Annotated in this window: 17 protein-coding genes; 13 read left to right on the top strand and 4 right to left on the bottom strand. The window is 48.5% G+C overall.

Features of this window, described 5'->3' with window-relative positions; translation table 11 throughout:
- The first annotated feature begins 7 nt into the window (after positions 1-7).
- The 5 genes from IPL17_RS18865 (at position 8) to IPL17_RS18845 (ending at position 4,856) form a co-directional block, all read left to right on the top strand.
- Entirely contained in the window at positions 8-1,012 is a 1,005-nt protein-coding gene (locus IPL17_RS18865; RefSeq protein ID WP_345308630.1) for a FeoA domain-containing protein, read from the top strand.
- 105 nt (positions 1,013-1,117) lie between these two features.
- Positions 1,118-1,954 carry a FeoB small GTPase domain-containing protein gene (locus IPL17_RS18860; protein ID WP_345308629.1) on the top strand — a complete coding sequence of 279 codons (837 nt, stop codon included), beginning with the start codon at positions 1,118-1,120 and terminating at the stop codon, positions 1,952-1,954.
- Positions 1,955-2,057: 103 nt separating this feature from the next.
- Positions 2,058-3,455, top strand: a complete 1,398-nt coding sequence (locus IPL17_RS18855; protein WP_345308628.1) for a nucleoside recognition domain-containing protein — start codon at positions 2,058-2,060, stop codon at positions 3,453-3,455.
- A 51-nt stretch (positions 3,456-3,506) separates the two neighbouring features.
- Positions 3,507-4,442, top strand: coding sequence for a cation diffusion facilitator family transporter (locus IPL17_RS18850; RefSeq protein ID WP_345308627.1), 936 nt, complete (start codon positions 3,507-3,509; stop codon positions 4,440-4,442).
- 3 nt (positions 4,443-4,445) lie between these two features.
- A complete protein-coding gene (locus tag IPL17_RS18845) occupies positions 4,446-4,856 on the top strand; it encodes an acyl-CoA thioesterase (RefSeq protein ID WP_345308626.1) in 411 nt (136 codons plus the stop codon).
- Positions 4,857-4,892: 36 nt separating this feature from the next.
- On the opposite strand, the gene IPL17_RS18840 is transcribed toward IPL17_RS18845, so the two are convergent.
- The 4 genes from IPL17_RS18840 to IPL17_RS18825 form a co-directional block, all read right to left on the bottom strand.
- Complete coding sequence (locus IPL17_RS18840) at positions 4,893-5,825, bottom strand: alpha/beta hydrolase (protein ID WP_345308625.1); 933 nt, start codon at positions 5,823-5,825, stop codon at positions 4,893-4,895.
- Between the two features lie 15 nt (positions 5,826-5,840).
- A complete protein-coding gene (locus IPL17_RS18835) occupies positions 5,841-6,815 on the bottom strand; it encodes an aldo/keto reductase (RefSeq protein ID WP_345308624.1) in 975 nt (324 codons plus the stop codon).
- Between the two features lie 83 nt (positions 6,816-6,898).
- A complete protein-coding gene (locus tag IPL17_RS18830) occupies positions 6,899-7,318 on the bottom strand; it encodes a hypothetical protein (RefSeq protein ID WP_345308623.1) in 420 nt (139 codons plus the stop codon).
- Positions 7,319-7,394: 76 nt separating this feature from the next.
- Positions 7,395-8,114, bottom strand: a complete 720-nt coding sequence (locus IPL17_RS18825; protein ID WP_345308622.1) for an alanyl-tRNA editing protein — start codon at positions 8,112-8,114, stop codon at positions 7,395-7,397.
- Positions 8,115-8,294: 180 nt separating this feature from the next.
- On the opposite strand from IPL17_RS18825, the gene IPL17_RS18820 reads away from it, so the two are divergent.
- From IPL17_RS18820 to IPL17_RS18785, 8 genes are all read left to right on the top strand, one after another.
- A complete protein-coding gene (locus IPL17_RS18820; RefSeq protein ID WP_345308621.1) occupies positions 8,295-9,221 on the top strand; it encodes an ATP-binding cassette domain-containing protein in 927 nt (308 codons plus the stop codon).
- An 11-nt stretch (positions 9,222-9,232) separates the two neighbouring features.
- Positions 9,233-9,979, top strand: coding sequence for an ABC transporter permease (locus IPL17_RS18815; RefSeq protein ID WP_345308620.1), 747 nt, complete (start codon positions 9,233-9,235; stop codon positions 9,977-9,979).
- Entirely contained in the window at positions 9,979-10,884 is a 906-nt protein-coding gene (locus tag IPL17_RS18810; protein WP_345308619.1) for a GldG family protein, read from the top strand. Before IPL17_RS18815 ends, IPL17_RS18810 begins: the two co-directional genes overlap by 1 nt.
- Positions 10,885-10,907: 23 nt before the next feature.
- Complete coding sequence (locus tag IPL17_RS18805) at positions 10,908-11,576, top strand: hypothetical protein (protein WP_345308618.1); 669 nt, start codon at positions 10,908-10,910, stop codon at positions 11,574-11,576.
- A gap of 3 nt (positions 11,577-11,579) precedes the next feature.
- The gene (locus tag IPL17_RS18800; RefSeq protein WP_345308617.1) at positions 11,580-12,239 is read left to right on the top strand and encodes a DUF4340 domain-containing protein; all 660 of its coding nucleotides are present in this window, start codon (positions 11,580-11,582) and stop codon (positions 12,237-12,239) included.
- 174 nt (positions 12,240-12,413) lie between these two features.
- On the top strand, positions 12,414-13,631 hold the full coding sequence (locus IPL17_RS18795; RefSeq protein WP_345308616.1) for a sigma-70 family RNA polymerase sigma factor: 1,218 nt from the start codon (positions 12,414-12,416) through the stop codon (positions 13,629-13,631).
- Positions 13,632-13,689: 58 nt separating this feature from the next.
- The gene (locus IPL17_RS18790; RefSeq protein ID WP_345308615.1) at positions 13,690-15,180 is read left to right on the top strand and encodes a hypothetical protein; all 1,491 of its coding nucleotides are present in this window, start codon (positions 13,690-13,692) and stop codon (positions 15,178-15,180) included.
- 18 nt (positions 15,181-15,198) lie between these two features.
- Positions 15,199-16,692, top strand: coding sequence for a glycosyltransferase family 39 protein (locus IPL17_RS18785; protein ID WP_345308614.1), 1,494 nt, complete (start codon positions 15,199-15,201; stop codon positions 16,690-16,692).
- Positions 16,693-16,741: the final 49 nt, after the last annotated feature.

Raw genomic sequence — 16,741 nt, 5'->3', positions numbered from 1 at the left:
AGCAAAAATGACTTCAATAACCTGGATACTTATCACAGTTTCACTCCTCATCATCACCTTCCTACCGCGCGTAGGTTTGATCGCGATCTATAAAACTTATCGAGCCGCCCATGAACGCGAACAAGTGGAAGATGCGCTTAAACATTTACTTGACCGCGAACAACAAGGACGACATGCGTCACCCGAGTCACTGGCAGGCACGTTGGATGTTCAAAGAAACCAGGTGATGCATTTGATCGAAACAATGGAAACACAAGGCTTGCTCGAATCACGCGACGCGATATTAAACCTTACCACCGAGGGTGAACGCTGGGCCATGCATGTTGTGCGCGCGCATCGTTTGTGGGAACGCTACCTTACCGATGAAGCGCGCATGCCGTTGGAAAAAGTCCATGGCGAATCCGAGCGGCGCGAACACTCGCTCACGGAAGCTCAACTCAACGACCTGGACGCGGCTCTGGGTCATCCGATGCGTGATCCACACGGCGATCCCATCCCAACCCGTGAGGGGACTCTGCTCAAGGCGGAGGGAATGCCGTTGACGTCGTGGCAGTCTGAAGGTCCAGCACGGATCGTGCACCTTGAGGATGAACCTGCCTTAGCGTTTGAACAGATCCTGGCGGCGGGACTCCGTTTGGGTCAAACCATCCGAATCCTAGATCGAAACTCACAGCGAATTTTATTGACAGACGGCGAGACCGAATACCGACTTGCGCCCGCAGTGGCGGCAAATGTGAGTGTGTCTGCGCTGCCTGAAAGTGAAATTGCAAAAGCAAGCGCCATCCCGCTGGTGGAGTTGCAGCATGACCAACGCGGAGAAATCGTGATCCTGGATGACGCGGTGCAGGGTTTTACTCGCAGACGATTTTTGGACCTGGGACTCACGCCTGGAACCACGATCTACCCTGAACTGCAAAACTTTTTTGGCGACCCGCGCGCCTATCGCGTGCGCGGAACATTGATCGCGTTGCGAAAAGATCAGGCGGCACAGATTTGGGTGAAGCCCGTATAAATTTTACGTCATTGCGAGCGCACCTTGCGAAGCAATCTACTTTTAACACGAGATTGCTTCGGGCGAAGAACAGGAGCGACCTCGCAATGACAGATAAGAGGAAAAATGACAAACACTAAAACCGTACTCCCCACCGAACATTGCGAAACCTGCCCCGCATTCACGCAATTGGAGCAGATGGGAATCAAAGTTGGCGATTTCGACCGTGTGATCGCGCTGGCTGGAAACCCGAACACAGGAAAATCCACTTTATTTAATGCGCTGACTGGTTTAAAGCAGCATACAGGCAATTGGCCTGGAAAAACAGTGACTCGCGCAGAAGGTGGATTTGAATTCAACAAGATGCGCTACAAGCTGGTTGACCTGCCTGGAACGTATTCACTGCTTTCAGCTTCGCAAGATGAAGAGGTGGCGCGTGATTTTATACTTTTTGGACAGCCAAGCTGCACCATCGTCGTGACGGACGCGACCTCGTTGGAAAGAAATTTAAATCTTGTTTTACAGGTTATGGAGATCACAGAGAATGTTGTGGTTGCCATCAACTTAATGGATGAAGCAAAAAGAAAAGGGCTCGAGGTTGATCCGCGTTCCTTGAGCCGCGATCTGGGCATCCCAGCGATTGCGATCACCGCCCGAACAGGCGAAGGGATTCATACTTTACTGGGTGCTGTCGCAGATGTGATCGAAGGAAATATAGTGACCAAACCCTTGCGCGTGAGCGGCACACCCGAATTCCAAAAAGCCGTAAACGAACTCGTACCGATGATCGAAGAAATGGCACCTGGCATTCCAAACGCACGCTGGCTTGCGATACGTCTACTGGACGGCGATGCGCGGGTGCAGAAAGCACTTTCCACGGGCGAGTTGGGCGATATTGTCTCACGCCAACAACGCGCGGATGTACAGTTCAGCGGCAAGATGTCAGTTGAAGGAAGGCAGTGAGAAAGTAGGAAAGTAAGTGTCAAAGTAATAATATGTCGAAAGTGTCGCTGTTCAATGACACCTTTGACACTACGACACATCGACACTTTTTATGAGGTATCAAATGAATAATATACAACCAAACGACATATTAGCAAAAGCAGAATCTTTACGAAACAATCTCTCCACAGGGTTTAGAGATGAGATCGTGAAGTCACTTTATACAGAAGCTGAAAATATTGCGAAGCGCGCGGTAAAGAGTACAACGGATAAAAAATATGATTTCGATCAAAAGATAGACCGCCTCGTCACATCACCATATACGGGTTTACCCATTATGCTGCTACTGCTAGGCCTGATCATCTGGCTGACAGTTTCAGGCGCGAATGTGGTTTCGGGGTGGATCGCAGTTGTGTTATTTGGCATCGGCGATTATGGACGCGCGCTCTTTAATCAAATCGGAATGCCGTGGTGGATCACAGGCTTCCTTTGGGATGGGGTCTATCTCGGACTGGCATGGGTTGTCAGTGTGATGCTGCCGCCGATGATGATCTTCTTCCCCGCCTTCACATTTTTAGAAGACCTCGGCTACCTGCCGCGCGTGGCATTCAACATGGATTGGATGTTCAAGAAAACAGGCGCACACGGCAAACAATCCCTGACCATGGCAATGGGCTTCGGATGCAACGCGGCAGGCGTGATCGCAACGCGTGTGATCGACTCTCCGCGTGAAAGATTGATCGCCATCCTGACCAATAACTTTGTCCCGTGCAACGGGCGCTTCCCGACTTTAATTATGCTTGCTACTGTTTTCGTGGCAGCGTCCTTCCCCCCAGCCTTGACCTCCCTGATCGCTGCGGCAACAGTTGTCGGCGTGGTGTTGATCGGTGTGATGTTCACATTCATCGCCTCGTGGGTCTTATCCAGAACCGTCTTGAAAGGCGAAGCATCCGCATTCACATTGGAACTGCCTCCCTACCGCAGACCGAATGTCAGCCGCATTTTATACACATCCATTATTGACCGCACCATTTTTGTATTGTGGCGCGCCATGCAAACCGCTGCTCCCGCGGGTGCGCTCATTTGGGTTTTAGCCAACATAACCATTGGCGATTCAAATTTAGCGCGCGCAATCGCAGATTGGTTAAATCCATTTGGATTGTTATTGGGACTTGATGGCGTGATCATCCTTGCATACATCATCGCCATTCCCGCGAATGAAATTGTCGTCCCGACCATGATGATGGTTTACATGGGCGCAGGTATGATGATCAACGGACCCACCAGTAACACCGAAATTTTCGACCTGCTCGTAAACGGCAACGGCTGGACCATGCTGACGGCGGTCAACCTGATGTTGTTCGCGCTACTGCATAATCCTTGCGCCACAACGATCATGACCATTTATAAAGAAACCAAGTCACTGAAATGGGCAACCTTGAGCGTGGTGATGACTCTCGGCACAGCGATCATTGTCACTTTCCTCACTGCAAGCATCGCAAGATTACTGGGCTGGGTATAACAACCAAAGTGACAGTCACCCAAAAGGTGACTGTCACTTTATAATGTCGACATGCAGCACAATCACTCACATATCGGCGACCTCGCCAACCAGACCACCAAACGCCTTGCCCTTTCGCTTGGACTAACAGCTGCGTTCGTGATCGTTGAGATCGCCGCAGGCATCTTAGGCAACAGCCTCGCCCTGCTGACCGATGCGGCGCATAATTTTACCGATGTCATCGCGCTCGGCTTAAGCTGGTATGCCGTAAAACTTGCCACACAGCCCGCCCATTCAGAAAAAACTTTTGGCTATCATCGTGTTGGAATCCTGGTCGCGCTGGTGAATTCGACGACACTGGTTTTGATCGCGCTTGGGATTTTTTACGAAGCCTGGCATCGCTTCCTGGCTCCGCCCGAAGTTGATTCGGCGATCCTGATCGGAGTCGGTGCTTTGGCATTTTTGATCAATGCAGGTACAGCCTGGCTGGTCAAAAGCGGGAGCGAACACGATCTAAACTTACGCAGCACGTTCCTGCATTTGATGGGAGATGTGCTATCCACGCTTGGTGCGGTCATCGCTGGCATCATCATCGCCTTCACGAATTGGAACTGGCTCGATCCGCTGGTGAGCGTTTTGATCGGCGCATTTATTTTATGGAACGCGTGGGGCATTCTGCGTCAGTCCATTCACATTTTATTGGAGAGCACTCCTGAAAGCATAAACATGGACGCAATGGTCACTGACCTGCTCAACGTGGAAGGCGTGCGAGATATTCACGATCTGCACGTGTGGAGCATCAACGAGAACTTGCGCGCTCTCTCCGCCCACATCGTCACAGACGACGTGCTGGTCAGCGCGGGATCGCCGATTCAACACAACCTGAATGAAATCCTCGCACACAAGTACAACATCCGCCATGCGACTTTGCAGTTGGAATGTGATTGTGGCGGACAAAAGTTATTGTATTGCGACATACAGGATGCAATTTCCACACACCAACATTAAGATATGAGTCCCGCCTCCCCCGTTTACTCAAAAATACTCATCGTTCCTGAGTCCGCAATTGACGAAAACAGCCACGTCAACAACGTGATGTATGTGCAATGGATGCAGGACATTGCCGTCGAGCATTATGCATCCATCGGTGGAATCGCAGCACAGGGAGCAGACTCAACCTGGGTGGTGCGCGAACATAGAATCGAATACTTCCTGCCCGCATTTCTTGGCGAGGAAATTGAGATCAAAACCTGGGTGGAAAATATCCGCCGTGTCAGGTCGCTCCGCAAATATGAATTTATCAGAAAAGCGAACGGGAAAGTTTTGGTCAAAGGAGAAACAGACTGGGTCTTTGTGGATGTAAAAACTGGCCGTCCGCTGGCTATCCCCGCGGAAGTGTCAAACGTGTTTAGATTGGAGTAAAAAAATGGAAGACGTTGGTCTTCCATTTTTTTGGATTTACTTAAGCGGCTTGACAAGAAAATCTGCAAGTATTTTTGTGTATTCCGATGCTCGATTTAAATACGGAAAATGACCAACTCCTGAAAAGATCTGCACTTCGGCGGTTGGATAAACCGCCTTCAATTGTTCACGCAAAGCCAACTCAACCAGCGGGTCATTATCTGCCTCAACGATCAGTACGGGGATTCCGAGCGTATTCAAATCTGGCGCTTCAAATTTCTCAACTACACAGTGAAAACGTCCCACCACCTGCGCCTTGCTCATTCTTCCATAACTGATCTCGTTTAGAAAAGCCAAAGTCAGTTCATCGTTACCCGAAGCTGGATATACACTGCTTGCAAAACTGCCGCGCAGCACATCGATCACCAACCATTCGGGCAGGAATGGCAATGCCGTCCCAATTGTCTTATTCTTTTCGGCGATCAGATCATTCGGGGGGAAAGTGTTCGAGAAAACAGCACGCAGGATTCGGTCAGGGTGATGCGCGACCAAATATTGCGCGAAGTATCCGCCAAGGGATGTCCCCACCACATTGAATTTATCCACGCCCTCGGCTTCCAAAATGGACATTACACCTGCGTCCAATTCAGCAAGCGTATTCACTGCTGGATATGTCACTGCAATCACGCGATAATCAGATTGAAGCGCTTCAAGTTGATGCCACCAAATATCATACGCGCCGGTCATGCCATGCAGAAAGAGGATCGTTTCTTCTCCCTCACCCATTGCAAGATATTCCCACTCCACGCCATTTACTTCCAACAAACTCGGCGGATAGTTAATGCGAAACGCAGATAATGAAACCGATTCAGACTCTTCTGCCTTTGCATATACCTCGTTAAAAGGCACGCGCGGAATAGGATACAAATACAATCCTGCAACAATTAAAACCAGTAAGAACAGAATGACCCATTTCATTTTTGAACGCATATTTTCCTCGTCCGTTTATTCGTCCGCATCAGTCCATGCGGTCAACTTGTTGAGAGAAGCTATCTCGTCTTCACCCAACTTCACCTTCAACGAACCCAGGTTTTCTTCCAATTGCTCAATAGAGGTTGCCCCAATAATGGGGCTGGTAATGATGGGATCAGCCAGCATCCACGCAAGCGCAATTTGCGAAATGGTTGCCTCATGGCGTAATGCGATCACTTCCATTTCATCGATTAATGCAAAATTCTTATCAGTCATTTCACGTTTGCGGCCTTCCGCGCGTTTGCTTTCAGGTAATGGCGCGTTCTTTCTATACTTGCCCGTCAGGAATCCACCCGCCAGCGGACTGTAGGGAATCACTGCGATCCCATAAGACACGCAAACAGCACGCAACTCACGCTCGAATTCATCGCGATGAAGCAGGTTGTAGTGCGGCTGAATCGAATCATAGCGCACAAGATTATTTTTATCCGAAGTCCATAGCGCCTGCATCAACTCCCACGCAGCATAATTAGACGCGCCAGCATAACGGACCTTGCCCTGCTTCAACAGATCATCAAAGGCTCGTAAGGTTTCTTCAACTGGAGTGTCATCATCAGTCCAGTGGGACTGATACAGATCAATATAATCTGTCTGCAAACGGCGCAGGGATGCCTCAACTGCGTTCACGATATGCACACGGCTCAAGCCTTGATCATTCGGGCCTTTTCCCATTTCACCGCGCACTTTTGTAGCCAGAACGATCTGGTCACGCGGAATCTTATTCTGTTTCATCCAATTCCCAATGAAGGTTTCAGAAACACCGCCCGGGTTACCGACCACCCACTTGGAATAAACATCCGCAGTATCAATAAAATTAATGCCAGCATCCAGTGTTGCAGAAAGTATTTTATGTGTATCCGATTCGTTCACAGACCAGCCGAATTGCATAGTACCCATACACAGAGGGGAAACTTTTAAACCTGTCCTGCCAAGCTTTTTATAATCCACAATAACCTCCCAGTATCATTCAGAATTTTCAAAAAAGATCCACCCCTATCATGCAGGCGGATCTTTTTGGTACTATTCAGTAATTATTGAACGCTATATTCTGCGCTGGTGATCAGAACATTGTTGAAGAGTATCTCAACCTTATATGTTCCAACGGGCCAGCCGCCCTCAGGTGGATCAAAATTAAAAAAGATCGTACCTGTGAAAGAATCCTCTTCGATCGTAATATCAACTTCATCGATCAAAAAATTCGGTTCGACATCAGGAACATCCACAGCGTACCATCGGGAAAGAACCACGTTCCCCTTTACGCCATTTGAAAGGTCACTCACCGCATAAATGGTCTCGTTTGACCCAAAGACCGACGAGGGCTGAGCGCCGTCCTCATCTTTGGCAGTGCGGACATTGCTAAGTGTGGGTTCCCCGCCGCCGAAGGCGCATGCCAGGGTTGAAATGAACAAGGCAATAACAGCAAGCAGGATGGATAATTTATTCAGTTTCATGTCTATTTATATCTCCTTATATTTTCCAAATTGAACATCATGTCAAAACCTGATGGATTATAAAGCAATGCCTCGATTATTCAATTTCAATATAAATCCTCTTGTTGATCGCGCCTTTACTTTTATAATCGACAACTTTTATTCTGCCAACTTCAGAAGTGTTCTTCACATGGGTACCGCCATCGGCTTGCAGATCCAGTCCAACGATCTCAACTGTCCGCACCTGCATGATGCCTTCTGGAAGCAGGTTGATCTTCGTGCGGATCAAGTCTGGGATCTGGAATGCTTCGTCCCTGGGAAGGATCTTCACCCGTATATCGCGTCCCTGCTGGACCTCGAGATTGGTCGCTGTTTCGATGGCATTGACCAGCTCTGCGCGCATATTCTCAAATTCAAAGTCCATGCGCCCCTTGAGCGGATCCATATCACCACCAGTGACCTTTGCCCCGTGATCACGGAAAACCGTTCCGCACAGGATGTGCAGAGCTGTATGGGTGCGCATCAACTGGTATCGCCGTGCCCAGTCCAAAGTCCCGTGCGAAGCGGAGTTGACAGCTGGCAGGGGTTCTGTGCCGCCAAGAAAATGCAAAACGTCATCGCCCTGCTTCTTCACCTTTTCCACAGGATACATAACACCTGCGACTTCCAAAGTTCCAAAGTCACAGGGCTGCCCGCCTCCGCCAGGGTAAAAAGCGGACTGGTCAAGCACAACGGCGCGAGTTTCGGCATCTACTGCGGTAATGATCGCTGAAAACTCTTTTAGGTAAGAATCGGTTTGGTAAAGGAGTGTGGTCATAAATCAATTATAGCTGAGTGCCTCGAATATTAGTATTAGATTAGAGAAAGATTACCCGCTTGACTTTGCGAGTCTGAATATTGTATAGTAATCAGCGGCAGAAAACAAAAGGCACCGCCCCCGGGCTGTGTTTTTTGTTTGCCACAAACCCATTTATCAATTTAATTGCAAGGAGATGCAATGATCAAAGTCAGTGGTCTTACCAAGGACTACGGCGCGCGCCGCGCCATTCATAATCTAAATTTCGACGCCCAACAGGGTGAGATCGTGGGCTTCCTCGGCCCCAACGGCGCCGGAAAAACCACCACCTTGCGCATCCTGACGGGATACATGCCACCCACGGATGGTGAAGCCATCGTGGCTGGATACGACGTGGTGGAAGAGTCGCTTGAGGTTCGCAAACGTGTGGGCTATTTGCCCGAGACGGTTCCGCTTTATACGGACATGGTAGTTTTTGATTATTTAAAGTTCATGGGCGACCTGAGAAAGATCCCAAATGTGGACGCCCGAGTTGATGAAGTTTTGGATATGGTCGGCTTGAGCGACCGATCGAATGGATATATTGGCAATCTGTCTAAAGGCATGCGCCAAAGAGTCGGACTGGCGCAAGCGTTAATGCACAGACCAGAAGTTTTGATCCTCGACGAACCAACCATTGGCCTTGACCCAGGTCAGGTAGTGGAAGTCCGTGCGTTGATCCGCGAGATCGGTAAAGATCGGACAGTTTTACTTTCCACACATCTTTTAAACGAAGCGCAAAATATCTGCGACCGTGTGTTGATCATCAACAAGGGCAAGATCGTCGCAGAAGATACAACTGAAAACCTGCAAGCCCGCCTGATCGGAGCCGAACGGGTCATTATCCGCGTGCGGGGCGAATCAGACGAACTCGCCGCCACTGTTAAAAAAGTAAAAGGTGTGCAAGGCGTGGAAACCAAATCCGACGGTACTGTGGAATTTGAATTCGCTTCCGGCAAAGACGTACGCCCTGAGGTGGCCAAACAGGTCATTAGCGCTGGCTATGAACTGCTTGAACTACGTCCGCTTGGAATGAGCCTTGAGGAGATCTTCCTCGAACTCACTGGCGCCGATTCCAAAAAGAAATAAAGAGGAATTCCATGAGAAATATTTGGACGATCGCAAAACGCGAATACGACAATTACTATAACAGTCCCATCGCTTACGTGGTGGCGTTTGCCATCCTGCTTGTACTGGGCATCATCTTTGGACTGAATGTTTTCTTCTTCGCACAAAACTCATTCCAAAACTTTGGCCAGGCTCCGGATATCAGCGGTATTACCGGCGCATTTGTTTTCATGCTGGTGCTTTCCGTACCCGCCTTAACCATGCGCCTGATTTCAGATGAGACCCGCATGGGCACAATGGAATTAATGCTGACCGCACCGGTGCGCGACGCGGAATTGGTCATCGGCAAATGGCTGGGAGCATTTTTATATCTTCTATCACTAATTGCTGTGACGCTGGTCTTTCCCATCATTTTAAATAATCTGGTGTCGCCGGGCATTGACCTGCGCGTAATGTTATCGGCATATCTTGGCGTGATCCTGCTCTCCGCCGCATTCCTGGGTATCGGCGTGGGCATTTCTGCCGTATTCAGCAATCAGATCGCCGCGTTCTTCGTCACACTGATCACCTTCGTGTTTTTATGGTGGCTGGTTGGGTTCCCCGCCAGTGTTGTCCCCGCTGGCGGCGATGTCTTCACCTATTTGGATATGAAATCCCACTTCTATAACACGCTGAATGTCGGTGTCATCCAATTGGGGGATCTGGCCTATTACATTAGTATCACTGCGTTGGGCTTGTTCGTCGGCACCACCGCAATTGAGATTCGGAGATGGCGCTAATGGAAGAGAAAAAGAGAAAACCAATTGCGCAATACGCCTTCATCGGCCTGATTGTCGCAAGTATCGCCTGTCTTTCAACGGGCTTGCTCGGCGTCACAAAAGGACTCGTGGCGCTGCAAATGTTCACGCCGCAAAATCCTGACACGCTCAACCTCGCATTACAGATCAGCGCAGGCGTATTGATCCTTGGATTAGCCGCATACGCATTCATGGCGCCCGACAAAGTACGCCGCTTCTTTACTGGTCGTCAGGCACGATACGGTTCGAATTCATTGATCATGACCGTGGCATTTGTCGGCATCGTCTTTGTGGCAAATTACATTGTTTATCAAAATCCCAAATCATGGGATCTGACCGAAGATAAATCACACACGCTCGCGCCAGAAACTTTGCAGGCGCTCGCAACCCTGCCCGAGAATGTTACAGCAACGGCATTCTTTTCCGCCAGTCTGGATTCAACCAATGCCCAGCAGATCCTGCAGGATTTCAAAGCCAACAGCAGCGGGAAATTCGATTTTCGCTTTGTAGACCCCGATCTTGACCCGGTTTCTGCGCGCACCGCAGGCATCACCGGTGACGGAAAGATCATGCTGACCATGGGAGAGCGTAAAGAGATCGCGGCAAACGTCAGCGAAACAGAATTGACCACCACCTTAATCCGCTTGATCAACCCTGATCCGCGGGTTGTGTATTTTCTTGAAGGTCATGGCGAATCAGGAATTGAAGCGGGAACGGACTTAAGTTTCTCGATCGCATCAAGCACATTACAAAGCAAGAACTACACCGTCAATACCCTTAACCTGCTGGTCACAAATAACATCCCTGAAGACGCGCTTTCGATCATCATCGCGGGACCAAAAAAACCGCTTTCAAAAGATGAAGTAAATTTATTGAAAAATATGTAGATGCCGGCGGTTCTCTTTTCGTCATGGAAAATTCCCTGCTCCTGACTGAGTTTGGCGATTCGCCCGACCCGCTTGCTGATTATCTCGCGAAAGATTGGGGCATCACCCTGCAGAATGACATTATCGTTGACCTGTCCACACAGCAGCCGTTGAATGCAGTTTCTGCAGCATTTAGTTCTGCGCATCCCATCACCCAAAACTTGAGCTCGAAATACTCTGTCATCCTGCCCCAAGCTCGCAGTATTGGCATGGCAGAAACGCCGGTAACGGATGTTCAGCTCATGCCATTGATCCTCACCGCTGATAACTCGTGGGGAGAAACCGTATTGGGCGCTGACAGCTCCGCAGAATTCAATGAAGGCGTTGATTTCCAAGGTCCGCTCAATATGGCAGTAGCTGGTGAAAACACAACCACCAAGGGAAGAGTGGTTGTATTCGGAAATTCGCTCTTCGCCATTGACGAGAATTTTGACGCTTATGGAAATGGAAATATTTTCGTCAATTCAGTGGATTGGGCAGCCGAACAGGAAAACTTGCTTAACATCACACCGCGCACGCCAATCACCCGCTCCTTTGTCGCGCCGTCACCTGTGGCACTGGTGATCATCTTGATATTCTCAATCATCGTGCTGCCAGGCTTGATCGTGTTCGCAGGCATATCCGCGTGGCTCACGCGCCGCAAGAGAGGTTAAAGCATGGCAGCAAAGAAAACAACAGACACACCGAAAAAAAGAACTGTCAGCAAGCCGAAACAGGAAGCGTATAAGCCAAAACCAGTCAAAGCTAAATTCAACGCCGGCACGTGGATCACAGTATTGATTTTCATTGGATTGGTCGCCGCCGCAGTTTACATCAACCGTCAAAAAGAAACCGCCGCGGCAGAAGCAACTCCTGTAAGCGGACCAAGTTATCTATTTTCTGCGAGTGTCGAGGGCAATCCGACCAGTATTGAGGTCGCCCCTGCAGAGGGAGAAGCTGTTAAATTGCTACGGAATGCAGAAAATATCTGGGCACTGGAACTGCCCAGGGAAGCCGAAGCAGATCAAGGTTTGGCTGAAGCGGCGGCAACTCAATTATCGGCTTTGGAGATCCTTTCTGAAGTTGATTCAGACCCGGCTATTTTCGGGCTTGATACACCCTCCCACGTGATTTCTTTGGAGTTCGCAAATGGAAAAAAACATACGCTTGAGGTCGGAGACAGCACCCCCACAAATAGCGGATATTATGTCCGCCTGGATAAAGACAAAATGATGATCGTGGACTTAAGCGGAATAGACTCTCTGGTACAACTCGCAGCGACTCCTCCCTATTTGCCCACTCCCACACTGGAAGTAACCGTAACCCCAACACCATAAAGGGTTTATACAGGAACAATCATCATTTTAATATACCAAGTTGAATTGGACGACGTTTGTCCGAGTAATACAAACACATTGCAAATCATCTAAAAAACGACAGGGTATTGCTTTTGAATGTGAAAACGTGTATCCTGATTTTGTTGGAAAAATCCCTGAAAGTTGGAAGCATAAATGGATGTAGAAAAAATATTGATCGTTGACGACGAAGAAGAATTTCCTGCCATAGCGCGGCTCGTGGAACTGGGCCGCCAAAAGTCATATGTAACATTGGATGATATCCTGCACTTCTTCCCTGAGGCTGAGCAGGATGTTGAGCAGCTTGAAGAAGCCTTTTCCGCTCTCTTGAGTGCTGGGATTCCGTTTCAGGAAGATACCATCACACCTGAACCAACAGAGGACGAACTTGTTGCTGTTGAAGAAAGCGGTGAAGTAGAAGAGCCGGAGATCGACCCTTCGCTTGACGATTATCTTGCCAACATCGACACTGACGATACCATCGGCTTGTACCTCAAAGAAGTCAGCCGCGTACCTCTGTTGACTGCGGTCGAAGAAGTACAACTCGCGCAGCGCATTGAGCGCGGCCGCTCCGCGCGCGAGGAACTAGCCCAGGGAAATGTCACTCCCAAACACAGGCTTGATCTGCGCCACTCGATCGAAGACGGCTGGGGGGCGCGTGAACATCTTATCACCGCCAATTCCCGCCTTGTGATCTCTGTAGCCAAGAAATATATGGGGCGCGGCGTGCCATTCCTCGATTTGATCCAGGAAGGCAATATTGGCTTGATCCGCGCCACGAAAAAATTCGATTATCGCCGTGGGCATAAATTCTCCACCTACGCAACGTGGTGGATCCGCCAGGCCGTTACCCGCGCCATCGCTGACCAGGGACGCACCATCCGCGTGCCCGTTCACATGGGCGATCAGATCAACAAGCTCCTGCGCGTTCAGCATCAACTCACCCAACGGCTGGGACGCGAGCCCAGTGTGGACGAATTGGCGATCGCATTGGATGTACCGCCCAAGAAAATCGAGAACATGATCCAGGTCGCGCGTCGTCCGCTATCACTGGAAACCCCGACAGATGATGAAGAAGATTCTGTGCTCGGCGATTTCATTGAAGACGACGAGGCTCCCCCGCCTGACGAGACCGCCACATACAACTTGTTGAAGGAACACCTCGGCGAAGTGTTGAATGGTCTGCCTCCTCGTGAAGTCCGTATCCTGCAATTGCGCTACGGCCTGCTCGACGGACAAGCCTATACCCTCGAAGAAGTGGGCCGCAAAATGGGTGTCACCCGTGAACGTGTCCGCCAGATCGAAGCGCAGGCATTAAGCAGATTAAGGCATCCCTCGATCCGCAGGAAATTGCGCGATTACCTAGGTGAATAGAAAAAATGAATATCAAAATGGGCGAACCAATCGCCCATTTTGCGTTTAAAATGGACATATGCAAAATAACAAAACATCTTCGCTGTTTGCTTATTTTCTGCCTAGATTTCAAGATATTTTTTTTATTAGCATTCTCTTGGCAGTTGCCTTTTACGGACCTGAACTTTTCAATTTAGACGGTGACCTGGGACGTCATATTACAATCGGCAAATACATTATTACGAATAAAATCATACCTACACATGACCTGTTTTCATATACGATGAAAGGCGAAGAACTTGTGCCACACGAATGGCTGGCGCAGGTTCTTTTTAGCGGCGCTCATTCCAGTATGGGATTAAGCGGGGTCGTACTTCTGACCAGCGTCTTAATAGCCTTGACCTTTACCCTCACATACCGTGAACTTATCACACGTAATGCTTTCCGCCTGATAGCATTGTTTGCAAGTTTATGGGCAGCGATGACCTCCAGTTTACACACACTGGCACGCCCGCATATTTTCACAATGCTATTTTTGGCGATCTGGTCTTATCAACTCGAGCATGTAGTGGAAAAGAAATTTTTCCGAATTTGGATTTTCCCGCTTCTCATGCTAATCTGGGCAAACACGCACGGCGCGTTCATTGCGGGCTTTGTCGTCTTGGGGGCTTATATCACGGAATGGTTATGGGATCTTTTTCATGGACAGGGAGATAAAGAAACTGGGAAATCACTTTTCATCATCAGCGCTACTTCCTTTGCGGTCACTTTTATCAACCCATCAGGCTATAAACTTTGGACAACCAGTGTTGGCTATATTGGCAATACATATCTTGTAGATCATACAATCGAATACATGTCGCCCAATTTTCATCTTGCCGGCACTTGGCCATTCCTGCTGACGTTGGCATTTTTTTTATTTTCACTTGGGCAAGGCGCAAAACTAAAATTAAGAGAGTCCATCCTGATAGCAGGATGGACAATCATGGCACTTTACAGCGCGCGAAACATTCCTCTCTTTGCAATTGTTACTACCCCCATGCTTGGCAGGCTTATCCAAGCTTCAGCAGAAAAATCATCCTTCCTTGCACGACAGGATAGGAATATATCAACGATCGAAAGCCAGCTTCGCGGAATACTCTTTCCAGTGATAAGCGTGCTACTACTTGCATTCGCCTTCGCGCACGGTGTAAAACTGGACACAGGGAAGGTGGGAAATCAATACGACCCGGCAGTTTTCCCAGTAAATGCAGTAAACTGGCTAGAAGAAAATCCTCAAAAGGGCAATGTATTCAATTCCTTTACCTGGGGCGGTTATCTGCTTTACCGTGAATGGCCTGATCAATTGGTGTTTATTGACGGGCAGACTGATTTTTATGGAGAGAAGCTCACAAAGGAATATGAACAGATTATTTCAACTTCAAATGGATGGGATGATATATTTTTTAATAAATATATCATCACATGGGTTATCATCCCATCCAATTCCCAGCTAGGGCAAACCTTGAAGGTCGATTATGACTGGCGTATTCTATATGAAGATAATACAGCCGTCATTTTACGAAGGTAAATTTAATTTCAAATAGCCATGTCCCTATTGCAAAATCAAAAAGCAAAACTTATTTTTATTCTAATTCTCGCCTTTGCCATCCGTCTGGCGGGAATCTCGTCGCGCCCCATTTGGTATGATGAAGCCTTTTCGATCCTGATCTCAGAGCAAGGTCCATCCGCTATTCTCCAAGGCACACTTGCAGCAGATAGTGATTCGTCCGCCGCAGAAGAACATCCACCCGCTTATTACTTCATGGCATGGGCTTGGATGCAAGCATTTGGAAATTCTCTAATCGCAGTTCGAATGCTTTCAGTCATTATTTCACTTGGAATTATTTTTTGTATTTACCTGATAGCAAATCATTTATTCGATCCATCCACAGCGCTTGCAGCCGCGTTCATATCAGCCATTCTGCCATTTCAAATTCACTACGGCCAGGAAATCCGCATGTACGGTTTATTGACCTTCTGGTTGTGTCTCGCGACCCTCGCGTTTCTCAAACGTCAGTGGATTCCATTCAGTATTACCGCCGCCCTTGCACAATACACACACAACCTCGCGGCTTTTTATTTGATTCCCCTCGCCGTGACACCAATTTTTCAAAAGGATTGGAAAACGCTTCGCTGCTTAATTTTGGCTGGATTCGCGGCAATCATCATGTACTCGCCGTGGCTGATTCAACTCCCCGCGCAACTCTCAAAAGTGACGGGCAGTTTTTGGGTCGAAAAACCTGGATTTGAAAAACTTTTTACGCTGTTCCTGATCTACCTGCCAAACTTGCCGCTCCCAAACAACCTGCTCCCACCTGCGTTGTTATTAGCGACTCTCACGATAATACTCGCGGCATACCAAACATATCGCGCAGCAAACAACAAATATGGGGAAGCCTATAACGGTCTTTGGCTTGCCTATCTAGCATACATACCCCCGTTATTGTTATGGCTGGTTTCACAAATATCGCCCATGTATGTAGAACGCGCGTTATTACCATCACATGCGATTTTTTGCGTCTGGCTGGCGTGGGCATTCACAAAGACCGGATTACCCCGTCCAATTCTTTTTATTGCATTCGCCTTGATCTTCCTCTCTTCAAGCATGGGACTGTACCAACACATCACATATAAGAGTTTTCCATACGGCGCATTTGAACAGATCAATGAAAACATCAAAAACAGCGTCCGTCCCGGCGATGTAATCATTCACTCGAATAAACTCACCTACCTGCCGTCATTTTATTTTGACCGCGAATTACCGCAAGGCTATCTCATCGACTCCCAGGGAAGCAGCACCGACACTCTCTCTTCCGCAACAAGTCAGATCTTAAACTTGACCAATTACGAAAACATGGAAACCGCATCAATAAACGCAACCCGAATATGGTTCATCATCTATCAGGAATCCGTGGACGAATTCAAGCAGAACAATAAGACACATCCGCACTTGGAATATTTGAACATCAAGTTTATGCTTAATTCTGTTGAAACACTGGATAATGTCATGATATATAGTTACACTCAAAGAACTCCTTGAAAATTCGATAAGGTTTTTATCAGATTCCCAACTCCTGTCTCCAAATCAA

It is taken from the genome of Candidatus Villigracilis saccharophilus, from assembly GCF_016711665.1.
This window is presented reverse-complemented; position numbering and strand designations above follow the sequence as displayed.